This window comes from Collimonas fungivorans (assembly GCF_001584145.1).
GTDB lineage: Bacteria > Pseudomonadota > Gammaproteobacteria > Burkholderiales > Burkholderiaceae_D > Collimonas > Collimonas fungivorans.
The window spans coordinates 576,133-596,832 of record NZ_CP013232.1; the positions used below are offsets into that span (position 1 = coordinate 576,133).

Genomic DNA, 20,700 nt, shown 5'->3' on the forward strand with positions numbered 1-20,700 from the left:
CAATGCCGTTGGCGCGCATTTCGATGTTGGGCCAAGGTGAGCGCGAGCTGGTGCTCAAGCAATGGAACGACACGGCGCGGGAGGTGCAAGAGCAGACCCTGGTGGAGCTGTTCGAGGCACAGGTGGAAGCGACGCCGCAGGCGGTGGCGCTGGTGTGCGGGGAACAGGAGTTGAGCTACGGGGAACTGAACGCGCGTGCCAACCGGCTGGCACACGTGCTGATAGCGCGCGGGGTGGGGCCAGAGGACATTGTGGGGTTGTGCCTGGAGCGCAGCGTGGAGATGGTGGTGAGCCTGCTGGGCATACTGAAGGCTGGGGCGGCGTACCTCTCACTAGACCCTGCCTATCCGCAGGAGCGCCTGCTCAATATGCTCTGTGCTGCCCAGCCGGTGGTCCTGCTCAGCGACGCACGGCTGGGCGAGCGGTTGCACGAGGCGGGCACGCCGCTTCTGTTGTGGGACGACGAAGGTACGCAGCATCTGTTGGCGCAGGCCAGCGTCGCCGATCCCAGTGACTTAGACCGGGGTCGCATGTTGAACGCGAACAGTCCGGCCTACGTAATCTACACCTCCGGCTCCACGGGCAAGCCCAAGGGGGTGGTCATGCCCCACAAGCCGCTGATGAACTTGGTCCATTGGCAGCATCTCGGTGCCGGCCTTGCGCAGCCACTACGCACTTTGCAATTCGCGGCGCTCGGATTTGACGTATCCTTCCAAGAGATCTTCAGCGCCTTGTGCAGCGGATCGACCATTGTGTTGATTGATCATGAGACACGAATCGATTTCGCCCGGCTGTTGCAGGCGGTGACGTCCATGCGTATCGAGCGGCTGTTCCTGCCCTATGTGGCGCTGCAGGCGCTGTGCGAGAACGGGTTGAGCGCAGACGTGACGAGGTTGCGCGATGAAGGTCGGCTAGCCTTGCGCGAAGTGATCACGGCAGGTGAACAGCTGCGCATTAGCCCTGCGATTGCGGATTTTTTCCGGCAGCTTCCACAATGCCGCTTCTACAACCATTACGGCACAACCGAGAACCACATGGCCACGTGGCACATGATGCCTCAAGATGTTGACGCGTGGCCGTTGTTGCCGCCTATCGGACGGCCTATCTGGAACAACCAGGCCTATGTGCTGGACAGGCACTTGCAGCCGGCGCCCATTGGCGTGGTGGGCGAGCTATACATGTCCGGCGTGATGCTGGCGCGGGGTTATCTGCGGCGGCCAGAACTTACGGCGCAGAGCTTCGTGGCGTGTCCATTCGGACCGGCGGGTAGCCGGATGTACCGCACGGGCGACCTGGCGCTCTGGCGGACCGACGGTGAGCTCGAACACCTGGGACGGGCGGACCAGCAGTTAAAGATTCGGGGCTACCGTGTCGAGCCCGGGGAGGTCGAGGCGGCACTGGCTTCGCATGAGGATGTGGCGCAGGCGTGCGTGGTGGTGCATCCAGGCCAGCATGAGGGTGACTTGCGGTTGGTGGGCTATGTCATGCCGGCTCCTGGCAAAGATGTGGAGGCTGGTATCGTGCGCCGCTATCTTGCGCAACGATTGCCTGAACATATGGTTCCCTCCGCGATTGTCGTCGTGCGGGATCAGCTGATGCTGACACCCAGCGGCAAGATTGACAGGAAGGCGTTGCCGGCGCCGGACATGCAAGCGTTTGGAGTGCGCTTTTATGAGGCGGCCCAGGGTCCGGTGGAGACCGCACTGGTCCAGTTGTGGCAAGAGCTGTTGGGCCAGCCGCAGGTGGGTCGGCACGACAATTTCTTCGAGTTGGGAGGACATTCGTTGCTGGCCACGAGGCTGGTGTCGCAGCTCAGACAGCGGCTGCAGGTGGAAGTGCCTGTGAGGGCGCTGTTTGAAGAGCCCAGCGTGGCGCAGCTGGCGCAGCGGGTGCAGGAACTGCAGGCACAAGGTCAAGCGCTGAACTTGCCGGCGTTGCAGGCACAGCCACGCCCGCAGATTGTGCCGCTGTCGTTTGCACAGGAGCGGCTGTGGTTCCTGGAGCAACTGCAACCGGGGCTGGCGCAGTACAACATACCGATGGCGGTAGAGCTACACGGCGTTCTTGATGAGCAGGCGCTGGAGCAGGCGCTGCAAGCGCTGGTGGACAGACACGAGTCGCTACGAACGAGGTTTGAAGCCATCGATGGCGTGCCGCAGCAGCAAGTGCTGGCGCAGTTGCAGGTGAAGTGGCACTTGGTGGACCTCAGCGCGCTGACGGCCGAGCAAGGCCAGGCGCAGGTGCGAGAAGTGGCGCAGGCAGAAGCGAGGCAAATATTTGACCTGAAGACTGGGCCATTGCTGAAGGCGAGCCTGGTCAGGCTGGGAGCGCAGGAGCATGTGGCGCTGCTCACGCTGCATCACATCGTCACGGACGGCTGGTCGATGGGGGTGTTTGTCAAGGAATTGGCGGCACTGTACGGTCAATACGCGGCCGGTGAGGCGGCGCAGTTGGCGCCGCTGCCGGTGCAGTACGCGGACTACGCGATGTGGCAGCGCAGTTGGCTGCAAGGAGAGATGCTGCAGCGCCAGCTCCAATACTGGAGCGAGCAACTGCAAGGTGGGCCCACGCTGCTGGAGCTGCCCACCGATCGGCCGCGGCCCGTGCAGGCCAGCTTTGCCGGTGCGACGCGCGCGTTGCAGCTGCCCCAGGAGCTGAGCGAGCAGGTGGAGCAGCTGGCGCAGCGCAGAGGCGTCACGCCTTTCATGGTGTTGCTGGCGGTCTACCAGGTGCTGTTGGCCAAGCTGAGCGGCCAGCGCGACATCGTCATCGGTTCGCCGATTGCGGGGCGCACACACGCGGACACGGAAGGCCTGATCGGGTTCTTCGTCAACACGCTGGCGCTGCGCGCGAACATCGACCTTGATCGCGGCTTTGAGGACCTGCTCGCCCAGGTTCGTGAGACGATCTTGGGTGCATACGCGCACCAGGACCTGCCCTTCGAGAAGGTGGTCGAAGTGCTGCAGCCGCAGCGCTCACTGTCGCACACGCCGGTATTCCAGGCGATGTTCGTGCTGCAGAACGTGCCGATGATGGAGGTCGATGTGCCGGGGCTACGCATGAGCGGCGTGGCGCAAGACGGTGGCGCAACAAAGTTCGACCTGATGCTAGCGTTGAGGCAGACCGCACAAGGTTTGCAGGGTAGCTTGCAATACGCCAGCGAGCTGTTCGATGCGTCGACGATCCAGCGCTGGGCGGGGTACTTCGAGCAGTTGGTGCGTGAGGTAGTGAACCAGCCCAGGCTGGCACTGAGCCGCATCGAGCTGCTCGATGCAGCTGAGCGTGATCAGATACTGGTGCAATGGAACGACACGGCGCGGGAAGTGCAAGAGCAGACCCTGGTGGAGCTGTTCGAGGCACAGGTGGAAGCGACGCCGCAGGCGGTGGCGCTGGTGTGCGGGGAACAGGAGTTGAGCTACGGGGAACTGAACGCGCGTGCCAACCGGCTGGCACACGTGCTGATAGCGCGCGGGGTGGGGCCAGAGGACATTGTGGGGTTGTGCCTGGAGCGCAGCGTGGAGATGGTGGTAAGCCTGCTGGGCATACTGAAGGCTGGGGCGGCGTACTTGCCGCTGGACCCGGCGTACCCGGCGCAGCGTCTGAGCGCGATGCTGGAGGACGCGCAGCCGCTGTGCCTGATCACCCGAGGGGCATTGGTGGCAGAGCTCAGTGGCGCTGGGCGAGACGCCGTGTCGATGCTGTTGTGGGAGGATGAGGTGCTGCAGGTGCAGATGCAGGAGGCCGCGCAAAGCGACCCCGCCGAGCACGAGCGGGTGCGCCCGCTGGGTCCACACAGTCCGGCCTACGTGATCTACACCTCGGGCTCAACGGGAAAACCTAAGGGAGTGGTGGTTGAGCGCGCAAACGTCGAGGCCTTTGTTGCCTGGGCGCAGGCAGTGCTGTTTGGCACCGGGGTGCAACATGTATGGGCCACGACCTCGCTGAGCTTTGATGTTTCGGTCGTGGAGATCGTCGCGCCGCTGTGCGTGGGGATTTGCATTGAAATTCTTGGCAATATCCTGGATTTGGCGGATGCGCCTGATTATGGGAAAGCCAGCTTAATCAGCGGAGTGCCGTCGGCATTCTCGTCACTGCTGCAGCAATCGGTTTTGCCTAGCACGGTGCACAGCATCGTGCTGGCTGGCGAGGCGCTGCCGATCTCCCTCCTGCAGAAAATTCGTGGTGACCTGCCCGCATGCCGAGTGTTCAATATATACGGGCCAACGGAGGCGACTGTGTACGCGGTAAGCTGGGAGGCGCAGGAACAAGGCGCCCCGGCGATTGGGCGGCCGATTACCAACACGCAGGTCTACGTGCTGGACACCTACTTGCGGCCCGTGCCGGTGGGTGTGGCAGGGGAGCTGTACATTGCTGGGGCGGGATTGGCACGAGGCTACCTGAGAAGGCCCGGGCTAACGGCCGAGCGTTTTGTGGCCTGCGTGCATGGGCATCCTGGCACGCGCATGTACCGCACAGGGGATTTGGCGCGCTGGCGCGAGGACGGACAACTGGAGTACCTGGGGCGGGTTGACCAACAGGTGAAGATCCGTGGTTTTCGCATCGAACCGGGCGAGATTGAGGCCAAGCTGGGGGCGTGCGAAGGCGTACGAGAAGCGGTGGTGTTGGCTCGAGAGGATGTGCCAGGCGACAAGCGCCTGGTGGCTTATGTTGTGGCATCGCAGGAACAGGGGCAAGAGCAAACACTGGACGTGGCGGCTTTGCGCGACGCGCTGGCGCTCGAGCTGCCGCACTACATGGTGCCGGCGGCCTTCGTGCAGCTCAAGGCATTGCCGCTGACACCCAGCGGCAAGATTGACAGGAAGGCGTTGCCGGCGCCGGACATGCAAGCGTTTGGAGTGCGCTTTTATGAGGCGGCCCAGGGTCCGGTGGAGACCGCACTGGTCCAGTTGTGGCAAGAGCTGTTGGGCCAGCCGCAGGTGGGTCGGCACGACAATTTCTTCGAGTTGGGAGGACATTCGTTGCTGGCCACGAGGCTGGTGTCGCAGCTCAGACAGCGGCTGCAGGTGGAAGTGCCTGTGAGGGCGCTGTTTGAAGAGCCCAGCGTGGCGCAGCTGGCGCAGCGGGTGCAGGAACTGCAGGCACAAGGTCAAGCGCTGAACTTGCCGGCGTTGCAGGCACAGCCACGCCCGCAGATTGTGCCGCTGTCGTTTGCACAGGAGCGGCTGTGGTTCCTGGAGCAACTGCAACCGGGGCTGGCGCAGTACAACATACCGATGGCGGTAGAGCTACACGGCGTTCTTGATGAGCAGGCGCTGGAGCAGGCGCTGCAAGCGCTGGTGGACAGACACGAGTCGCTACGAACGAGGTTTGAAGCCATCGATGGCGTGCCGCAGCAGCAAGTGCTGGCGCAGTTGCAGGTGAAGTGGCACTTGGTGGACCTCAGCGCGCTGACGGCCGAGCAAGGCCAGGCGCAGGTGCGAGAAGTGGCGCAGGCAGAAGCGAGGCAAATATTTGACCTGAAGACTGGGCCATTGCTGAAGGCGAGCCTGGTCAGGCTGGGAGCGCAGGAGCATGTGGCGCTGCTCACGCTGCATCACATCGTCACGGACGGCTGGTCGATGGGGGTGTTTGTCAAGGAATTGGCGGCACTGTACGGTCAATACGCGGCCGGTGAGGCGGCGCAGTTGGCGCCGCTGCCGGTGCAGTACGCGGACTACGCGATGTGGCAGCGCAGTTGGCTGCAAGGAGAGATGCTGCAGCGCCAGCTCCAATACTGGAGCGAGCAACTGCAAGGTGGGCCCACGCTGCTGGAGCTGCCCACCGATCGGCCGCGGCCCGTGCAGGCCAGCTTTGCCGGTGCGACGCACGCGTTGCAGCTGCCCCAGGAGCTGAGCGAGCAGGTGGAGCAGCTGGCGCAGCGCAGAGGCGTCACGCCTTTCATGGTGTTGCTGGCGGTCTACCAGGTGCTGTTGGCCAAGCTGAGCGGCCAGCGCGACATCGTCATCGGTTCGCCGATTGCGGGGCGCACACACGCGGACACGGAAGGCCTGATCGGGTTCTTCGTCAACACGCTGGCGCTGCGCGCGAACATCGACCTTGATCGCGGCTTTGAGGACCTGCTCGCCCAGGTTCGTGAGACGATCTTGGGTGCATACGCGCACCAGGACCTGCCCTTCGAGAAGGTGGTCGAAGTGCTGCAGCCGCAGCGCTCACTGTCGCACACGCCGGTATTCCAGGCGATGTTCGTGCTGCAGAACGTGCCGATGATGGAGGTCGATGTGCCGGGGCTACGCATGAGCGGCGTGGCGCAAGACGGTGGTGCAACAAAGTTCGACCTGATGCTAGCGTTGAGGCAGACCGCACAAGGTTTGCAGGGTAGCTTGCAATACGCCAGCGAGCTGTTCGATGCGTCGACGATCCAGCGCTGGGCGGGGTACTTCGAGCAGTTGGTGCGTGAGGTAGTGAACCAGCCCAGGCTGGCACTGAGCCGCATCGAGCTGCTCGATGCAGCTGAGCGTGATCAGATACTGGAATGGGGTAGTGCGAAGCGGAGTTGGGAGCCGAATGGTGGCGTTGCGCAGAGATTCGAGGAGGTGGCCCGGCGCAACGCACAGCGGATCGCTGTGGAGTGTGAAGGTCGGCAATTGAGCTATGCGCAGCTAAATGCGGCGGCCAACCGTGTGGCCCGATTCCTGAGAGCGAGAGGCGTGGGGCCGGACTCGCTAGTGGGCCTATGCATGTGGCGCTCGGTGGAAATGGTTGTGGGGATGCTGGGAATACTAAAGGCGGGCGGGGCCTACCTGCCACTGGACCCAGCCTATCCGCAGGAGCGACTGAACCACATTCTGCGGGATGCGGAGCCGCGCTTGGTGCTGACGCAGCACGATTTGGTGAAGGTGCTGCCAAATGAGGTGGAGTGCTGGTGTCTGGATAGCCAGAACGAATGGCTTGAGGTATTTGACGACGGCGACCTGCCAGGCGTCAGCGGGCCTCTGGATTTGGCTTACGTGATCTATACGTCGGGCTCGACGGGGCAGGCCAAGGGCACGCTGCTGTCGCAGGGTAATGTGCTGAGGCTCTTCGATGGAACGCAGGATTGGTTCGGATTTGATGAGGACGACGTCTGGTGCCTGTTCCACTCGTTTGCGTTCGATTTCTCGGTATGGGAGGTATGGGGCGCGCTGTTGTATGGTGGAAAATTGATAGTGGTACCCCACCTGGTTACTCGAACGCCAGAGCAATTCTGGCGACTCCTGGCAGAGCAAGGGGTGACGGTGCTGAATCAGACGCCGTCGGCGTTTGCGCAACTGATGCAAGCCGACACTCAGATCGGCGGGGAACTGGCACTGCGCACGGTGATCTTTGGCGGCGAAGCGCTCAATCACGCAGCACTGGTCCCGTGGTTTGAGAAGTACGGCCAAAGCCGGCCGCGGTTGGTCAACATGTACGGCATCACCGAGACGACGGTACACGTGACGTACCAGCCGCTGCAGGCGCAGACGCAGTCACCGGCTTCGGTGGGGCAAGCGATTCGGGACCTAGCCTTGTACGTGCTTGACGAGCAATTGCGGCCCGTGCCGGTGGGTGTGGCAGGGGAGCTGTACATTGCTGGGGCGGGATTGGCGCGAGGCTACCTGAGACGGCCCGGGCTAACGGCCGAGCGTTTTGTGGCCTGCGCGCATGGGCAGCCCGGCACGCGCATGTACCGCACGGGTGATTTGGCGCGCTGGCGCGAGGACGGACAACTGGAATACCTGGGACGGGTTGATCAGCAGGTGAAGATCCGCGGCCACCGTATTGAGCCTGGAGAGATCGAGGCGGTGCTGGCGCAGCACGATGGCGTGGCGCAGGCGGTGGTGGTGGCGCGTGAAGACATTGCTGGCGACAAGCGCCTGGTGGCTTATGTGGTGGCATCGCAGGAACAGGGGCAAGAGCAAATGCTGGACGTGGCGGCTCTGCGCGACGCGCTGGCGCTAGAACTGCCGCACTACATGGTGCCGGCGGCCTTTGTGCAGCTCAAGGCATTGCCGCTGACACCTAATGGCAAGCTTGACAGGAAGGCCCTGCCGGCACCCGAGGGAGAAGCGTTTGTGCGGCGCATGTATGAGGCACCGGTGGGCGAGATTGAACAGATGCTGGCCTCCATTTGGAGCGAACTGCTCAAGATCGAGCAAGTGGGACGTCACGACAACTTCTTCGAGCTCGGGGGGCACTCCCTGCTGGCTGTGACTTTGATCGAACGCATGCGTCAACGAGGCTTGACGCTTGCAGTACGTAACCTGTTTGAGCATCCAAGCTTGAGTGAGCTTGCGGCAAGAACCAATGAATTTGAAGAGATTCTGTTATGACTATTTATACCTTGCTGTCGCAGCTTGAAACGAAGGGCATTTCTCTTGCTCTCAAGGGGGAAGAAATCGTTGTTCGTGGAGACAAAAAAGCTCTTGCGGATGAAACGCTACTGAATATGTTGAGGCAAAGAAAACCGGAACTAATTGCCTATCTTGGCAAAGAAGGCTACATCGGAAAATTTGCGGGAAATTCTGTCACACCCTCAAACCAGATTCCTCCTTATGCTACCGATATCCGACCCGAGATGTTGACATTGGTGTCGCTCAAGCAAGAGGAGATAGACCGAATTGCCAGCCAGGTAGAGGGAGGCTGTGCCAATATTCAGGATATCTACCCACTTGCTCCCTTGCAGGAAGGCATCCTGTTTCATCACTTGCTGCAGCAGCAAGGCGAGGCCTACGTGACGCCGACGCTGCTTGCCTTTGACAGTCGCGAGCGTTTGGACCGTTTTGTGCAAACGCTGAACCACGTGGTTGCGCGCCATGACATCTTGCGCACGGCAGTTGTCTGGGAAGGGCTGGACGAACCCGTGCAAGTGGTGTGGAGGCGCGCGCGCTTTGAGCTTGAGGTTTTGGATTTTTCTGAGGGCGATGTGCAAGCACAACTGCTTGCGCATGCTGACCCGCGCCACTACCATCTGGACGTGCGCCAAGCCCCCATGATGCGAGGCTTTGCGGCCAGCGATCCGACAGGCCAGCGTTGGTTGCTGCAGTTTATGTTTCATCACTTGGTGATGGATCACACCACGCTGGAGCTGCTTATTGGAGAGATCGCACTCATTCAGCAGGGTCGAGAAGTGGAGTTGCCGCCCGCTGTGCCGTTTCGCAATTTCGTGGCCCAGGCACGCCTGGGTGTGAGCAAGGCAGAGCATGAGGCGTTCTTCCGGGAGATGTTGGGGGATGTTGACGAGCCAACCACGCCGTTTGGGCTGCAGGACATTCAGGGAGATGGCTCCCTGATACGCGAGGCACGCCTGGAGGTCGCTCCTGATCTGGCGCGCCGCCTTCGCCGCCAGGCGCGCCAGCGCGGGGTAAGCGCGGCTAGCGTATTTCACCTGGCCTTTGCTCAAGTGCTGGCCAAGAGCACGGGGCGTGATGATGTTGTTTTTGGAACCGTGTTGTTTGGCCGCATGCAAGGCGGTGCAGGAGCCGACCGTGCCATGGGCATGTTTATCAACACATTACCGTTGCGAGTTCGATTGGGTGAGCAATCTGTTTTTCAGTGCGTGCAAGCGACGCACAAGGGGCTGATCGGTTTGCTGCACCACGAGCATGCCTCGCTAACACTGGCCCAGCGGTGCAGCGCACTGTCTGGTACAGCGCCGCTGTTCTCTGCACTGCTGAACTACCGCTACAGTGGGCAGCCGACCAACGGGGATGCCACGAACGCATTCGAAGGCATGAGGGTGCTGGGGGGAGAGGAGCGAACCAACTACCCCCTTACGTTGTCGATAGACGATCTTGGAGAGGGGTTCTGGTTGACCGCGCAGATTGTTGAGACTATCGGAGCGGACAGAATCTGTCAGTTCGTGCACAAGACACTGCAACAGTTGGTAGATGCGCTGGAGCACTCGGCGGAATCACCGATACGCACACTGCAAGTCTTGCCAGATGCTGAGCGCGCGATGGTGCTGCAGGGTTTCAACGACACGGCCTGCCCCTACCCGAAGGGGGCGATGATTCATGAGTTGTTTGAGCAGCAAGCACAGGCACGTCCGGACGCGATAGCGCTGGAATTTGAAGATCAGAAGCTCAGCTATGGCGAGCTCAATGCAAAGGCCAACCAATTGGCGCGCCATTTGATCGAATTGGGTGTCAAGCCCGATGCGAGAGTGGCGTTGTGCTTGGAGCGCAGCCTGGAGATGGTGATAGCCATTTTGGCTACACTCAAGGCTGGGGGCGCCTATGTGCCGCTAGACCCGGCGTATCCGGTGGAACGGTTGGCACACATGGTTGAGGGCAGTGAGCCGGTGGTGCTGATAACCCAGGCTGCGGTGCAGGCAAAGTTGAGTGCAACCGCTGTATTTTCTGACTTTGCTCCAGTTGTCCTCATTGATGCCCAACCTTGCGACCAGAGTTTGTGGGCACATGAGTCTCCCCAAAACCTCGCCCCATGCTCTTTGGGTCTGAACGCCTCGAACCTGGCGTATGTGATCTATACCTCGGGATCAACGGGCCAGCCAAAAGGGGTGATGATTGAGCATCATCAGGTAATAAATCTTTGGGTCGCTCTAGAGCAAGCGATTTACCGCCACCATCCAGCAGAGAACGTTCAACGCATCAGTCTAAATGCATCGATTTCGTTTGATGTCGCAGTTCAGCAATGGGTGCAACTACTGTCTGGAAGAACTCTAGTACTCGTTCCCAATGCGATGCGCTATGACGGAGCAGCGTTGCGGGATTGGATTAAAGGGAGCTGCCTTGATGTCTTAGATTGCACTCCGACCCAAATAAAAATCGCCATTGAAGACACGCGTGATTATTCGATACTCGATAGTCAACGGCCTTATGTTGCGCTCGTCGGAGGTGAAACCATGGGTCCTAGCTTATGGGCTCAGTTTGGAAACTCGAAGACGACGACTTTCTATAACGTCTATGGTCCGACCGAATGCACGGTCGTCTCTACAGTTGGATGTGTGCATGCGGGAGATGCTTCGCCTCATCTTGGTCGTCCCATAGCGAACACGAAAGTCTACATACTAGATGGGTATCAACAACCGGTGCCAATTGGAGTAGCTGGAGAGATGTACATAGGTGGAGTGGGAGTAGCCCGCGGGTACTTGAACCGCCCAGATCTGACGGCTGAGCGCTTCATATCGGACCCGTTCTCCAAGGAACCCGCAGCGCGCCTGTACAAGACAGGGGATTTGGCACGTTGGCGGGAGGACGGAGCAATTGAGTTCTTGGGGCGCAACGACCATCAGGTCAAGATAAGGGGATTCCGTATCGAGCTTGGTGAGATTGAAGCTCAACTTGCACGCCTGCCTGGTATTCGCGAGGTGGTGGTGGTGGCGCGTGAAGACATTGCTGGCGACAAGCGCCTGGTGGCCTATGTTGTGGCATCGCAGGAACAGGGGCAAGAGCAAATGCTGGACGTGGCGGCTCTGCGCGACGCGCTGGCGCTAGAACTGCCGCACTACATGGTGCCGGCGGCCTTTGTGCAGCTCAAGGCATTACCGCTGACACCTAATGGCAAGCTTGACAGGAAGGCCCTGCCAGTACCCGAGGGAGAAGCGTTTGTGCAGCGCGTGTATGAGGCACCGGTGGGCGAGATTGAACAGATGCTGGCCTCCATTTGGAGCGAACTGCTCAAGATCGAGCAAGTGGGACGTCACGACAACTTCTTCGAGCTCGGGGGGCACTCCTTGCTGGCCGTGACTCTGATCGAACGCATACGTCAACGGGGCTTGACGCTTGCGGTACGTAGCCTGTTTGAGCATCCGAGCTTGATGGAGCAGGCCCATGCTGTGAGTGCAGGACAAGTGCAAGGGCTGCCTGAACTGGCCGTACCCACCAATGGCATTGCTCAGGACTGCACGCATATCCGACCCGAGATGTTGACATTGGTGTCGCTCAAGCAAGAGGAGATAGACCGAATTGCCAGCCAGGTAGAGGGAGGCTGTGCCAATATTCAGGATATCTACCCACTTGCTCCCTTGCAGGAAGGCATCCTGTTTCATCACTTGCTGCAGCAGCAAGGCGAGGCCTACGTGACGCCGACGCTGCTTGCCTTTGACAGTCGCGAGCGTTTGGACCGTTTTGTGCAAACGCTGAACCACGTGGTTGCGCGCCATGACATCTTGCGCACGGCAGTTGTCTGGGAAGGGCTGGACGAACCCGTGCAAGTGGTGTGGAGGCGCGCGCGCTTTGAGCTTGAGGTTTTGGATTTTTCTGAGGGCGATGTGCAAGCACAACTGCTTGCGCATGCTGACCCGCGCCACTACCATCTGGACGTGCGCCAAGCCCCCATGATGCGAGGCTTTGCGGCCAGCGATCCGACAGGCCAGCGTTGGTTGCTGCAGTTTATGTTTCATCACTTGGTGATGGATCACACCACGCTGGAGCTGCTTATTGGAGAGATCGCACTCATTCAGCAGGGTCGAGAAGTGGAGTTGCCGCCCGCTGTGCCGTTTCGCAATTTCGTGGCCCAGGCACGCCTGGGTGTGAGCAAGGCAGAGCATGAGGCGTTCTTCCGGGAGATGTTGGGGGATGTTGACGAGCCAACCACGCCGTTTGGGCTGCAGGACATTCAGGGAGATGGCTCCCTGATACGCGAGGCACGCCTGGAGGTCGCTCCTGATCTGGCGCGCCGCCTTCGCCGCCAGGCGCGCCAGCGCGGGGTAAGCGCGGCTAGCGTATTTCACCTGGCCTTTGCTCAAGTGCTGGCCAAGAGCACGGGGCGTGATGATGTTGTTTTTGGAACCGTGTTGTTTGGCCGCATGCAAGGCGGTGCAGGAGCCGACCGTGCCATGGGCATGTTTATCAACACATTACCGTTGCGAGTTCGATTGGGTGAGCAATCTGTTTTTCAGTGCGTGCAAGCGACGCACAAGGGGCTGATCGGTTTGCTGCACCACGAGCATGCCTCGCTAACACTGGCCCAGCGGTGCAGCGCACTGTCTGGTACAGCGCCGCTGTTCTCTGCACTGCTGAACTACCGCTACAGTGGGCAGCCGACCAACGGGGATGCCACGAACGCATTCGAAGGCATGAGGGTGCTGGGGGGAGAGGAGCGAACCAACTACCCCCTTACGTTGTCGATAGACGATCTTGGAGAGGGGTTCTGGTTGACCGCGCAGATTGTTGAGACTATCGGAGCGGACAGAATCTGTCAGTTCGTGCACAAGACACTGCAACAGTTGGTAGATGCGCTGGAGCACTCGGCGGAATCACCGATACGCACACTGCAAGTCTTGCCAGATGCTGAGCGCGCGATGGTGCTGCAGGGTTTCAACGACACGGCCTGCCCCTACCCGAAGGGGGCGATGATTCATGAGTTGTTTGAGCAGCAAGCACAGGCACGTCCGGACGCGATAGCGCTGGAATTTGAAGATCAGAAGCTCAGCTATGGCGAGCTCAATGCAAAGGCCAACCAATTGGCGCGCCATTTGCGTGAGCTAGGGGTGACGTCGGAAGTATTGGTAGGTGTCTATGTAGAACGTAGCCTGGAAATGGTGATAGCCATTTTGGCTACACTCAAGGCTGGTGGGGCCTATCTGCCGCTGGATCCGAACTATCCAGCCGAGAGGCTTAAGTACATGTTGTTTGACGCGAATCCAAAGGTGGTACTTACACAAAACAGGTTGCTGACGCAACTACCTGTCTACGATGCTCAAATACTGTGTCTAGACAGCCACTGGCAAGAGCAGATAGCTGCGCAGTCCGTCGACAATCTCGTCTGTCTTACCCAACCATGCAACTCGGCTTTTGTAATTTACACCTCAGGATCAACTGGTCAACCCAAGGGGGTTGTCAATACAGTCGAAGGGCTTGGCAATCGACTTTGGTGGTTTGGACGAAAATTTGCTGCTGTTGGAATTTTGAGGACAGCATTGAAGACGAGTATCGGTTTCGTGGATTCCGTTACTGAGGTATTGGGGACGTTGCTTTATGCAGGGCAGCTCATCATTTTTCCGCAAGAAACCTTACTTGATCCTGAGTTGCTGGGCGCGAGTGTGCACGAGTATGAAATTAATCATATCGTGTTAGTACCTTCGTTATTGAGGCACGTACTCCAAGCCGATGCCCGACTTTTTCAATCGATAAAGCTAGTGATTTCAAGTGGTGAGTATCTACCTAAAGAACTAATCGATCAGGTACATAGAAAATGGCCGCATGCCTGTCTTATGAATTTTTACGGATCGGCTGAGGTGAACGGAGATGCCACGTTCAATGAATGCTTACCCGGCACTCATGCAACCAGCTCTTCTATAGGAAAGCCCATAGCGAACACGAAAGTCTACATACTAGATGGGTATCAACAACCGGTGCCAATTGGAGTAGCTGGAGAGATGTACATAGGTGGAGTGGGAGTAGCCCGCGGGTACTTGAACCGCCCAGATCTGACGGCTGAGCGCTTCATATCGGACCCGTTCTCCAAGGAACCCGCAGCGCGCCTGTACAAGACAGGGGATTTGGCACGTTGGCGGGAGGACGGAGCAATTGAGTTCTTGGGGCGCAACGACCATCAGGTCAAGATAAGGGGATTCCGTATCGAGCTTGGTGAGATTGAAGCTCAACTTGCACGCCTGCCTGGTATTCGCGAGGTGGTGGTGGTGGCGCGTGAAGACATTGCTGGCGACAAGCGCCTGGTGGCCTATGTTGTGGCATCGCAGGAACAGGGGCAAGAGCAAATGCTGGACGTGGCGGCTCTGCGCGACGCGCTGGCGCTAGAACTGCCGCACTACATGGTGCCGGCGGCCTTTGTGCAGCTCAAGGCATTGCCGCTGACACCTAATGGCAAGCTTCACAGGAAGGCCCTGCCGGCGCCAGACATCGGTGATGCAACCAGGGGATACGTGGCTCCGCGTACGCCAGTTGAGATCCAGCTCACGCACATTTTTGCCGATTTGCTAGGGCTTGAGCTCAATCAGATAGGCATCTACGAGAGTTTCTTCGATCTAGGTGGGCACTCATTGTTGGCGGCACGTTTGGTGACTCTAATCGATAGAAATTTAGGGGTTCAAATATCCATACGAACTATCTTTGAGGCGCATTCAGTTGCTGACTTGGCCGCACGCATCGCCGAAGGCAGCGCTTTGGAAGATATCTTCGCGCCACTTCTGACGCTGCGTGCTGGCGGCAATCAGCCAGCGCTGTTTTGCATCCATCCTGGCACCGGGCTGAGTTGGCAGTATGCTGGCTTCAGTCGGCACATAAGAGCGGACCGACCGATTTATGGATTACAGGCGAGCATGATCGCCGATGCCACAATGGAGATGCCGCGAAGCGTGGGCGAACTTGCAGAAGAATACATTCGAATCATACGCCAAACCCAGCCCTCGGGACCGTACCACCTGATCGGTTGGTCATTTGGTGGACTCGTTGCCTTCGAGGTCGCAATACGATTGCAGGCTGAGCAAGTGGAAGTTGGACTGATTGCATTGATTGACAGCTTTCCATCCCGAGCAACGGTGGATTCAACGCTACCCAACATAGAACAATTAACGTATGTATTTCGCGAAGCCGGAATGGACGCCACGTTGCTCAGCGATTCCCATTTGACCCAAACGCACAGGTTTTTGGCAAATGTTCTTGAAATCTCGCGCTTCGTTCCATCGGGTGTGTTGAGCGGAAACATATTGTTCTTCCGGGCGCGAGACGCCGAGCTTGATGAGAATGTATGGAGACCGTTTACTAACGGTCAGATCGCGCGGCACGAAATTGATGCGGATCATCATTTCATGATGCGCCCCCAGCCAATCAAGGAAATCGCCGATGTCATCAATTCGTCAATTAGTAACATCGGTACTCAAGTCAAGCCGTGATGCATTCGGCGAGAATTCTGTCGTGACCAGTTCATCAGAACCTACGCGTATTTTCTACGCAAGTTACAGCTTCCCGGAGGCGGTCTACAGGAAGATGGACTTGAAGTTTGAGTACATCCAGCACGGGGGAGAGGCAACCGAGCAGAGAACGCAAGCCAACCCACGCGGGTTCCAGAGAAAGTCATGTGTCGCCATATATCGGCCTGCCACCAGCAGCGAATGTTTTTGTCGGCACATGACCAGATTGGCAAATAGTTCATGCATTGTCGCGACAACTGCGATACCAAACAAAAATGTGAGTTGGGTACTCAAGCAATTTTTACCTGGAACGAAGTGCCAAATTCCCAAATGGCCGCGATGTAATGCGCGCGCTACAAATTCAGGGGTTGCTTCCGGACTTTTGCGGCTAACTCGACAATACCCTCTACGGTTACGAGGCTGGGTCTGCAAGGCTCATCGACACCTGTAAGCCCTTGCTGCGCGAATTCACACATTAATCAGTTGGCAACGCTAATTCGCAAGTCACTTAGATATCAATACTGCAACAGGAGAAACAATGAACATTTTGGGTCTGAATTATATTTTTCATGATTCGTCCGCTTGTATTGTCAGCAATGGAGTCCTGGAGATCGCCATCGAGGAGGAGCGACTGACCGGCGAGAAGCATAGCCAGCGGTTTCCTGAACAGGCCATCCATCGGTGCATGAAGGTCACTGGACTCGTGCCTGACGATATCAATCACATTGCGGTCTCATTCAATCCGCAAAAGAACATCCTCGAAAAAGCGCTCTACGCGGTCTCGTTGACAAAAAATGCGCTGCCGTTCATTTCCTACGAGTTCGTGCGTCTGCGAGCCCGTCAGGACGCGTTCCGTGCTTGGTACACGAAGACCTGGGGACGTGGGGTTCGCCGGCCTCGTGTCCATTTTATCGACCACCACTTGTCGCATATAGGCGGCAGCTATTTTGTCTCGCCTTTCACCGATGCGGCGCTATTGTCGGTTGATGGCTGGGGCGAATGGTCGACGACGTGGATGGGGTTTGCGAACGGGTCGACGCTGCAACAGATCGGCGGCAGCAATTTCCCGCACTCTCTGGGCTGCTTTTATACAGCCGCTACCGAGTTTTGCGGTTTCAAGCCGAACTACGACGAGGGCAAGACAATGGGCCTGGCGCCTCTCGGAGATCCCGAACGTTTTTACAAGGATGTCGATGCTCTCGTGTCGATCGGCTCGAACGGACAGGTTTTCCTAGATCTGTCGCAGTTCCAGTTCCAGAAGTTCGGTGGCCGGTTCTGTAGCCCGGCGTTCCACAAGAAATTCGGTGCCCCACGCGCTCCTGGTGAAGAAATCCAACGACATCACGAAGACGTAGCCGCTGCCTTTCAGAAGGTTTTGGAAGAGAAGCTCATCACGCTCTGCCGACATCTCGAAAAACGGGGAAAGTCGCGCAACCTGGTGCTAGCTGGCGGCGTTGCATTGAACAGTGTTGCTAATGGCCGGATCCTGCGGGAGACGGCATTCGACGACGTTTATGTCATGCCTGGCGCCGGTGACAATGGAACGTGCATTGGCGCGGCGTACCAGTTGTATAACGGCGTGCTGAAACAACCCAGGAGCTTCCATCACGACCATCCCTACATTGGCACTGACTATTCGAATGACGAGATTGAGAAGACCCTTCGGCAGGCGAAGGTCTCTTACCGTCGGGCAAGCGACGTCTGCTCGGACGTCGCCCAGTTACTCAGACAAGGCAAGATCGTGGGCTGGTTTCAGGGACGAATGGAATTCGGCCCACGCGCGCTAGGCGGCCGCAGCATCCTCGCAGATCCGACTCGACCGGGTATGAAAGACAAGATCAATTCTGAGGTCAAACATCGGGAACGCTACCGACCTTTCGCGCCGTCCGTGCCCCTTGAGGATGCCTCGCGATACTTCGTCTTCGACGGCGAGTCGCCCTTCATGTTGATGGTCTGCGACGTCCAGCTCGAATACCATCAGATCCTGCCAAGCATCACTCACGTCGATGGTACCGCACGGCTGCAGACTGTCACGCAGGATGGGAATGAAAAGTACTACCGCCTGCTTAAAGAATTCGGAAAATTGTCGGACGTTCCGGTCCTGCTGAACACGAGTTTCAATATCATGGACCAGCCCATCGTGGAATCACCGATTAGTGCACTGCGCTGTTTCTTCTCTACGGGCCTCGATGTTCTGTCCATCGGAGACTTCATTTTGGAGAAGGCACCTGACCTGCATCGGACTGAGCAGTATTGTTGAATGAATAGAAATTCGGCACCATTTCTGAAAACTAGCGTGTCGACGTCGATCGAAAACTGCCCTATTTCTTGGACTGAACCCCTCAAACTGGATCAAGGCCAATGGAGGGAGTGATACGCTTGTCGAGCCTTGGAGCGACACTATGTCGGCGAGAGGACCTTATCGTCTAAACCAAACGGAAATCGAAGAGGCTATATATTCCTTGTCTTCCGATCTCGAAGTATGTGTTGTTGGCGTACCTCCTAAAGTGTTAAGTCAGGCTGTCGCGGCCATTATTGCGCGCCCTCCGCAGTGGCAAGAGGTCACTCGCGAATTTGTGATCCGCGGTTGCCGCAGTATTTTGCTCAATTTCATGGTGCCGGGGCATGTAGAACTTGTGGATGGCTCCTTACCCCGGAATACCAACGGCAAGATCGATCGTAAGATGCTCTCGATGGATTTTCAGAAGCTATTTTGCCACTTGGATTTGTGTTGTGCTCGACTGTGTTGAATTGAACGTCACAGCCGAAATATCTGGAAAGTCTATGCCTGATTGCAATGAAATCGCACAGATATTTCTTGATAGTCATTTAAGACATTAGGAAATTAAAAATGGAATACACGGTATCTATTGTGCCTATCTCCGGACTAAAGCAATCGGAAGAAGTTGACAATAATAATGTTACATCTTTAATAGAAGCGATTGCAAAAGACGATTATTGGACGACACCTATCTCTGTTGAAAATGGAACAGGTTTGCTCATGGACGGCAACCATCGCTTGCAGGCGGCTTTGGCATTGAATCTGCATTCAATTCCATGCATCAAGCTTAGTTATAGCGATAAGCGCGTCAATGTTCGGTACTGGGACAGTTCCGATCTCGTCGATGTGGAAAGTATAAGACAGAGCATCCAGCGAGGTAAATTATTGCCCTATAAAACAACTAAGCACGTTTTTTCGCCCCCGTTGCCCTTCGTTAGCATTCCACTCCAGTTGTTGAGAGTAAAGTTTTAGTGCTTCTGGCACGTAATGTGAGCAATTAAGCTGAAAATATTCTCACCCGACATGATTCGAGATGAAGTTTGCATTATCGGCGCCGCATGGTTGTGCTTCGCAAAGCTGCTAGAGTATTTAACTCTCCAGCAGTACTGCGCTGATTGCAACGGCCCTCACGGTCCTCTGCACATTGGACTAAGTATGAGTCTTTCTTCTGGAGCGATTGTAGTAGCCGCGGCCTGTGGTCCGATTGGAGCAGATGCGGAGCGGTATCTTACCAAGGGGCTCAGCAGCAGATCTAGGAGATGGTATTTTCTCCTGCAAAATCCTCCTTCGTGGCGAAGCATCAATGATTCACCGGAGATGGTATACCTGGATATGGCCGCATCAGTTCAATGACGGACTCGCGCCGGCAGTGGCCGAAGAAAAACTTAATGCGGTCCCTGGGATTACTTGACCACTACACTATGTTGAGGCGAACAAAGGCCAACGGCTTGGCGGGAGTCGATTTTTTTGCCGTGAAGATAGCCATGTTTGCATTTGAGTAATCGAGGCTAGTTTTTGCATTTGTGAGCGAAAAAAACTAAGGACGCAACGTATGTCGGAGCGTGGATGGGCTCTCCTTGAAAACGAATTACGTCGGACGGTATACTATTATTTTGGTCTATCAAGTGTGAATACTGGGCTTCGGATAACGGCAGTTCGACGACGGGCGCCACGATGCACGCCACGTTGGAGAATTTGGGTGTGGCGACGTCGTTTAGCAGGCCACGGGTGAGCAATGATAATGCGTACGCCGAATCACTCCTCCGGACCTGCAAATATGGGGCGGATTACCAGACCAAGCCATTCGTAAGCGTGGACGACGCGTGGGGCTGGATGCACAAATTTGTCCGTTGGTACAATCACGATCACAAGCATAGCGGGCCTAAATTTGTGATGCTGGCGCAGCGCCACAGCAGGCAGGCCGTTGCCATGATGGCGCACCGTGAACAGGTTTATTGGGAGGCCAAATGCCAAAATCCGCGGCGTTGGTCGCAACAGACGCGGAACTGGAAATTGGAAGACGAAGTCTGGCTCAAGCCAGCGCGGATTCAGACAAGAGAATTACAGCAGCCAGCTTGAGGTGACGCGACAGGTACGTTGAAAAACACCGGATATCCCTCGCGAAGTACGCCGCTGCTTTTTGATTATTTCATTCTCCCGCTTCAATCGGGCGACCTCAGCCCGCAGTCTGAATAGCCCCATTGCTTTTGGAGTCACAACTTTGCTGCCGGCGCATTTGAGTTCGTCTTCCACTGCCGCTTTGACCCAGTTTCGCGGCGCTTGGGCGCTCAGCCCAAGTTCTTTCACCACGACCGCGATGGATTCGCGGTCCTTGGCGCGCTTGACGGCCAACTCATTGCACTCCACCGTGTATGCCTGCTTCGGTATTTTTTCATTTACTGTCTTTCCCAAGTAAGGTTAATTTTACGTCACCTGTGGCAGACTAAATTTCAGGGGAAGCTCAGGCCGCAGCAATGCGGTGCGGCTACCCGACGAGGACCACAGGACCATCAAGCGGATCAACCGCGACCGCAGCAGACCAATTCTTTGAATTGGCCTTCTGATCAGATGAACACCAGCGGCTTTTTTCATGACCGTTCGTCCT

The 20,700-nt window shown here is 57.4% G+C and carries 6 protein-coding genes and 1 pseudogene; 6 read left to right on the plus strand and 1 reads right to left on the minus strand.

The genetic code is table 11. The features are described from left to right. The first annotated feature begins 2 nt into the window (after positions 1 to 2). The 6 genes and pseudogenes from CFter6_RS02400 to CFter6_RS24820 all read left to right on the plus strand — a co-directional run. Positions 3 to 8,309: a non-ribosomal peptide synthetase gene (locus CFter6_RS02400; protein WP_061538597.1), complete on the plus strand. Its 8,307-nt coding sequence runs from the start codon at positions 3 to 5 to the stop codon at positions 8,307 to 8,309. Further along, complete coding sequence (locus CFter6_RS02405) at positions 8,306 to 15,796, plus strand: non-ribosomal peptide synthetase (RefSeq protein WP_061538598.1); 7,491 nt, start codon at positions 8,306 to 8,308, stop codon at positions 15,794 to 15,796. The genes CFter6_RS02400 and CFter6_RS02405 overlap by 4 nt, the downstream gene beginning before the upstream one ends. 556 nt (positions 15,797 to 16,352) lie before the next feature. After that, positions 16,353 to 18,074, plus strand: a complete 1,722-nt coding sequence (locus CFter6_RS02410; protein ID WP_061538599.1) for a carbamoyltransferase family protein — start codon at positions 16,353 to 16,355, stop codon at positions 18,072 to 18,074. A 142-nt stretch (positions 18,075 to 18,216) separates the two neighbouring features. Beyond that, a complete protein-coding gene (locus CFter6_RS24815; protein ID WP_082814553.1) occupies positions 18,217 to 18,564 on the plus strand; it encodes an AMP-binding enzyme in 348 nt (115 codons plus the stop codon). 101 nt (positions 18,565 to 18,665) lie between these two features. Then, positions 18,666 to 19,067: a ParB N-terminal domain-containing protein gene (locus CFter6_RS02415; RefSeq protein WP_061538600.1), complete on the plus strand. Its 402-nt coding sequence runs from the start codon at positions 18,666 to 18,668 to the stop codon at positions 19,065 to 19,067. 669 nt (positions 19,068 to 19,736) lie between these two features. Beyond that, a pseudogene (locus tag CFter6_RS24820) lies at positions 19,737 to 20,174 on the plus strand (integrase core domain-containing protein); the annotation flags it as partial. Here the strand turns inward: CFter6_RS24820 and CFter6_RS02420 are convergent. Next, a complete protein-coding gene (locus CFter6_RS02420) occupies positions 20,157 to 20,507 on the minus strand; it encodes a hypothetical protein (RefSeq protein ID WP_150118603.1) in 351 nt (116 codons plus the stop codon). The pseudogene CFter6_RS24820 and the gene CFter6_RS02420 sit on opposite strands and share 18 nt — an antisense overlap. Between the last annotated feature and the right edge of the window lie 193 nt (positions 20,508 to 20,700).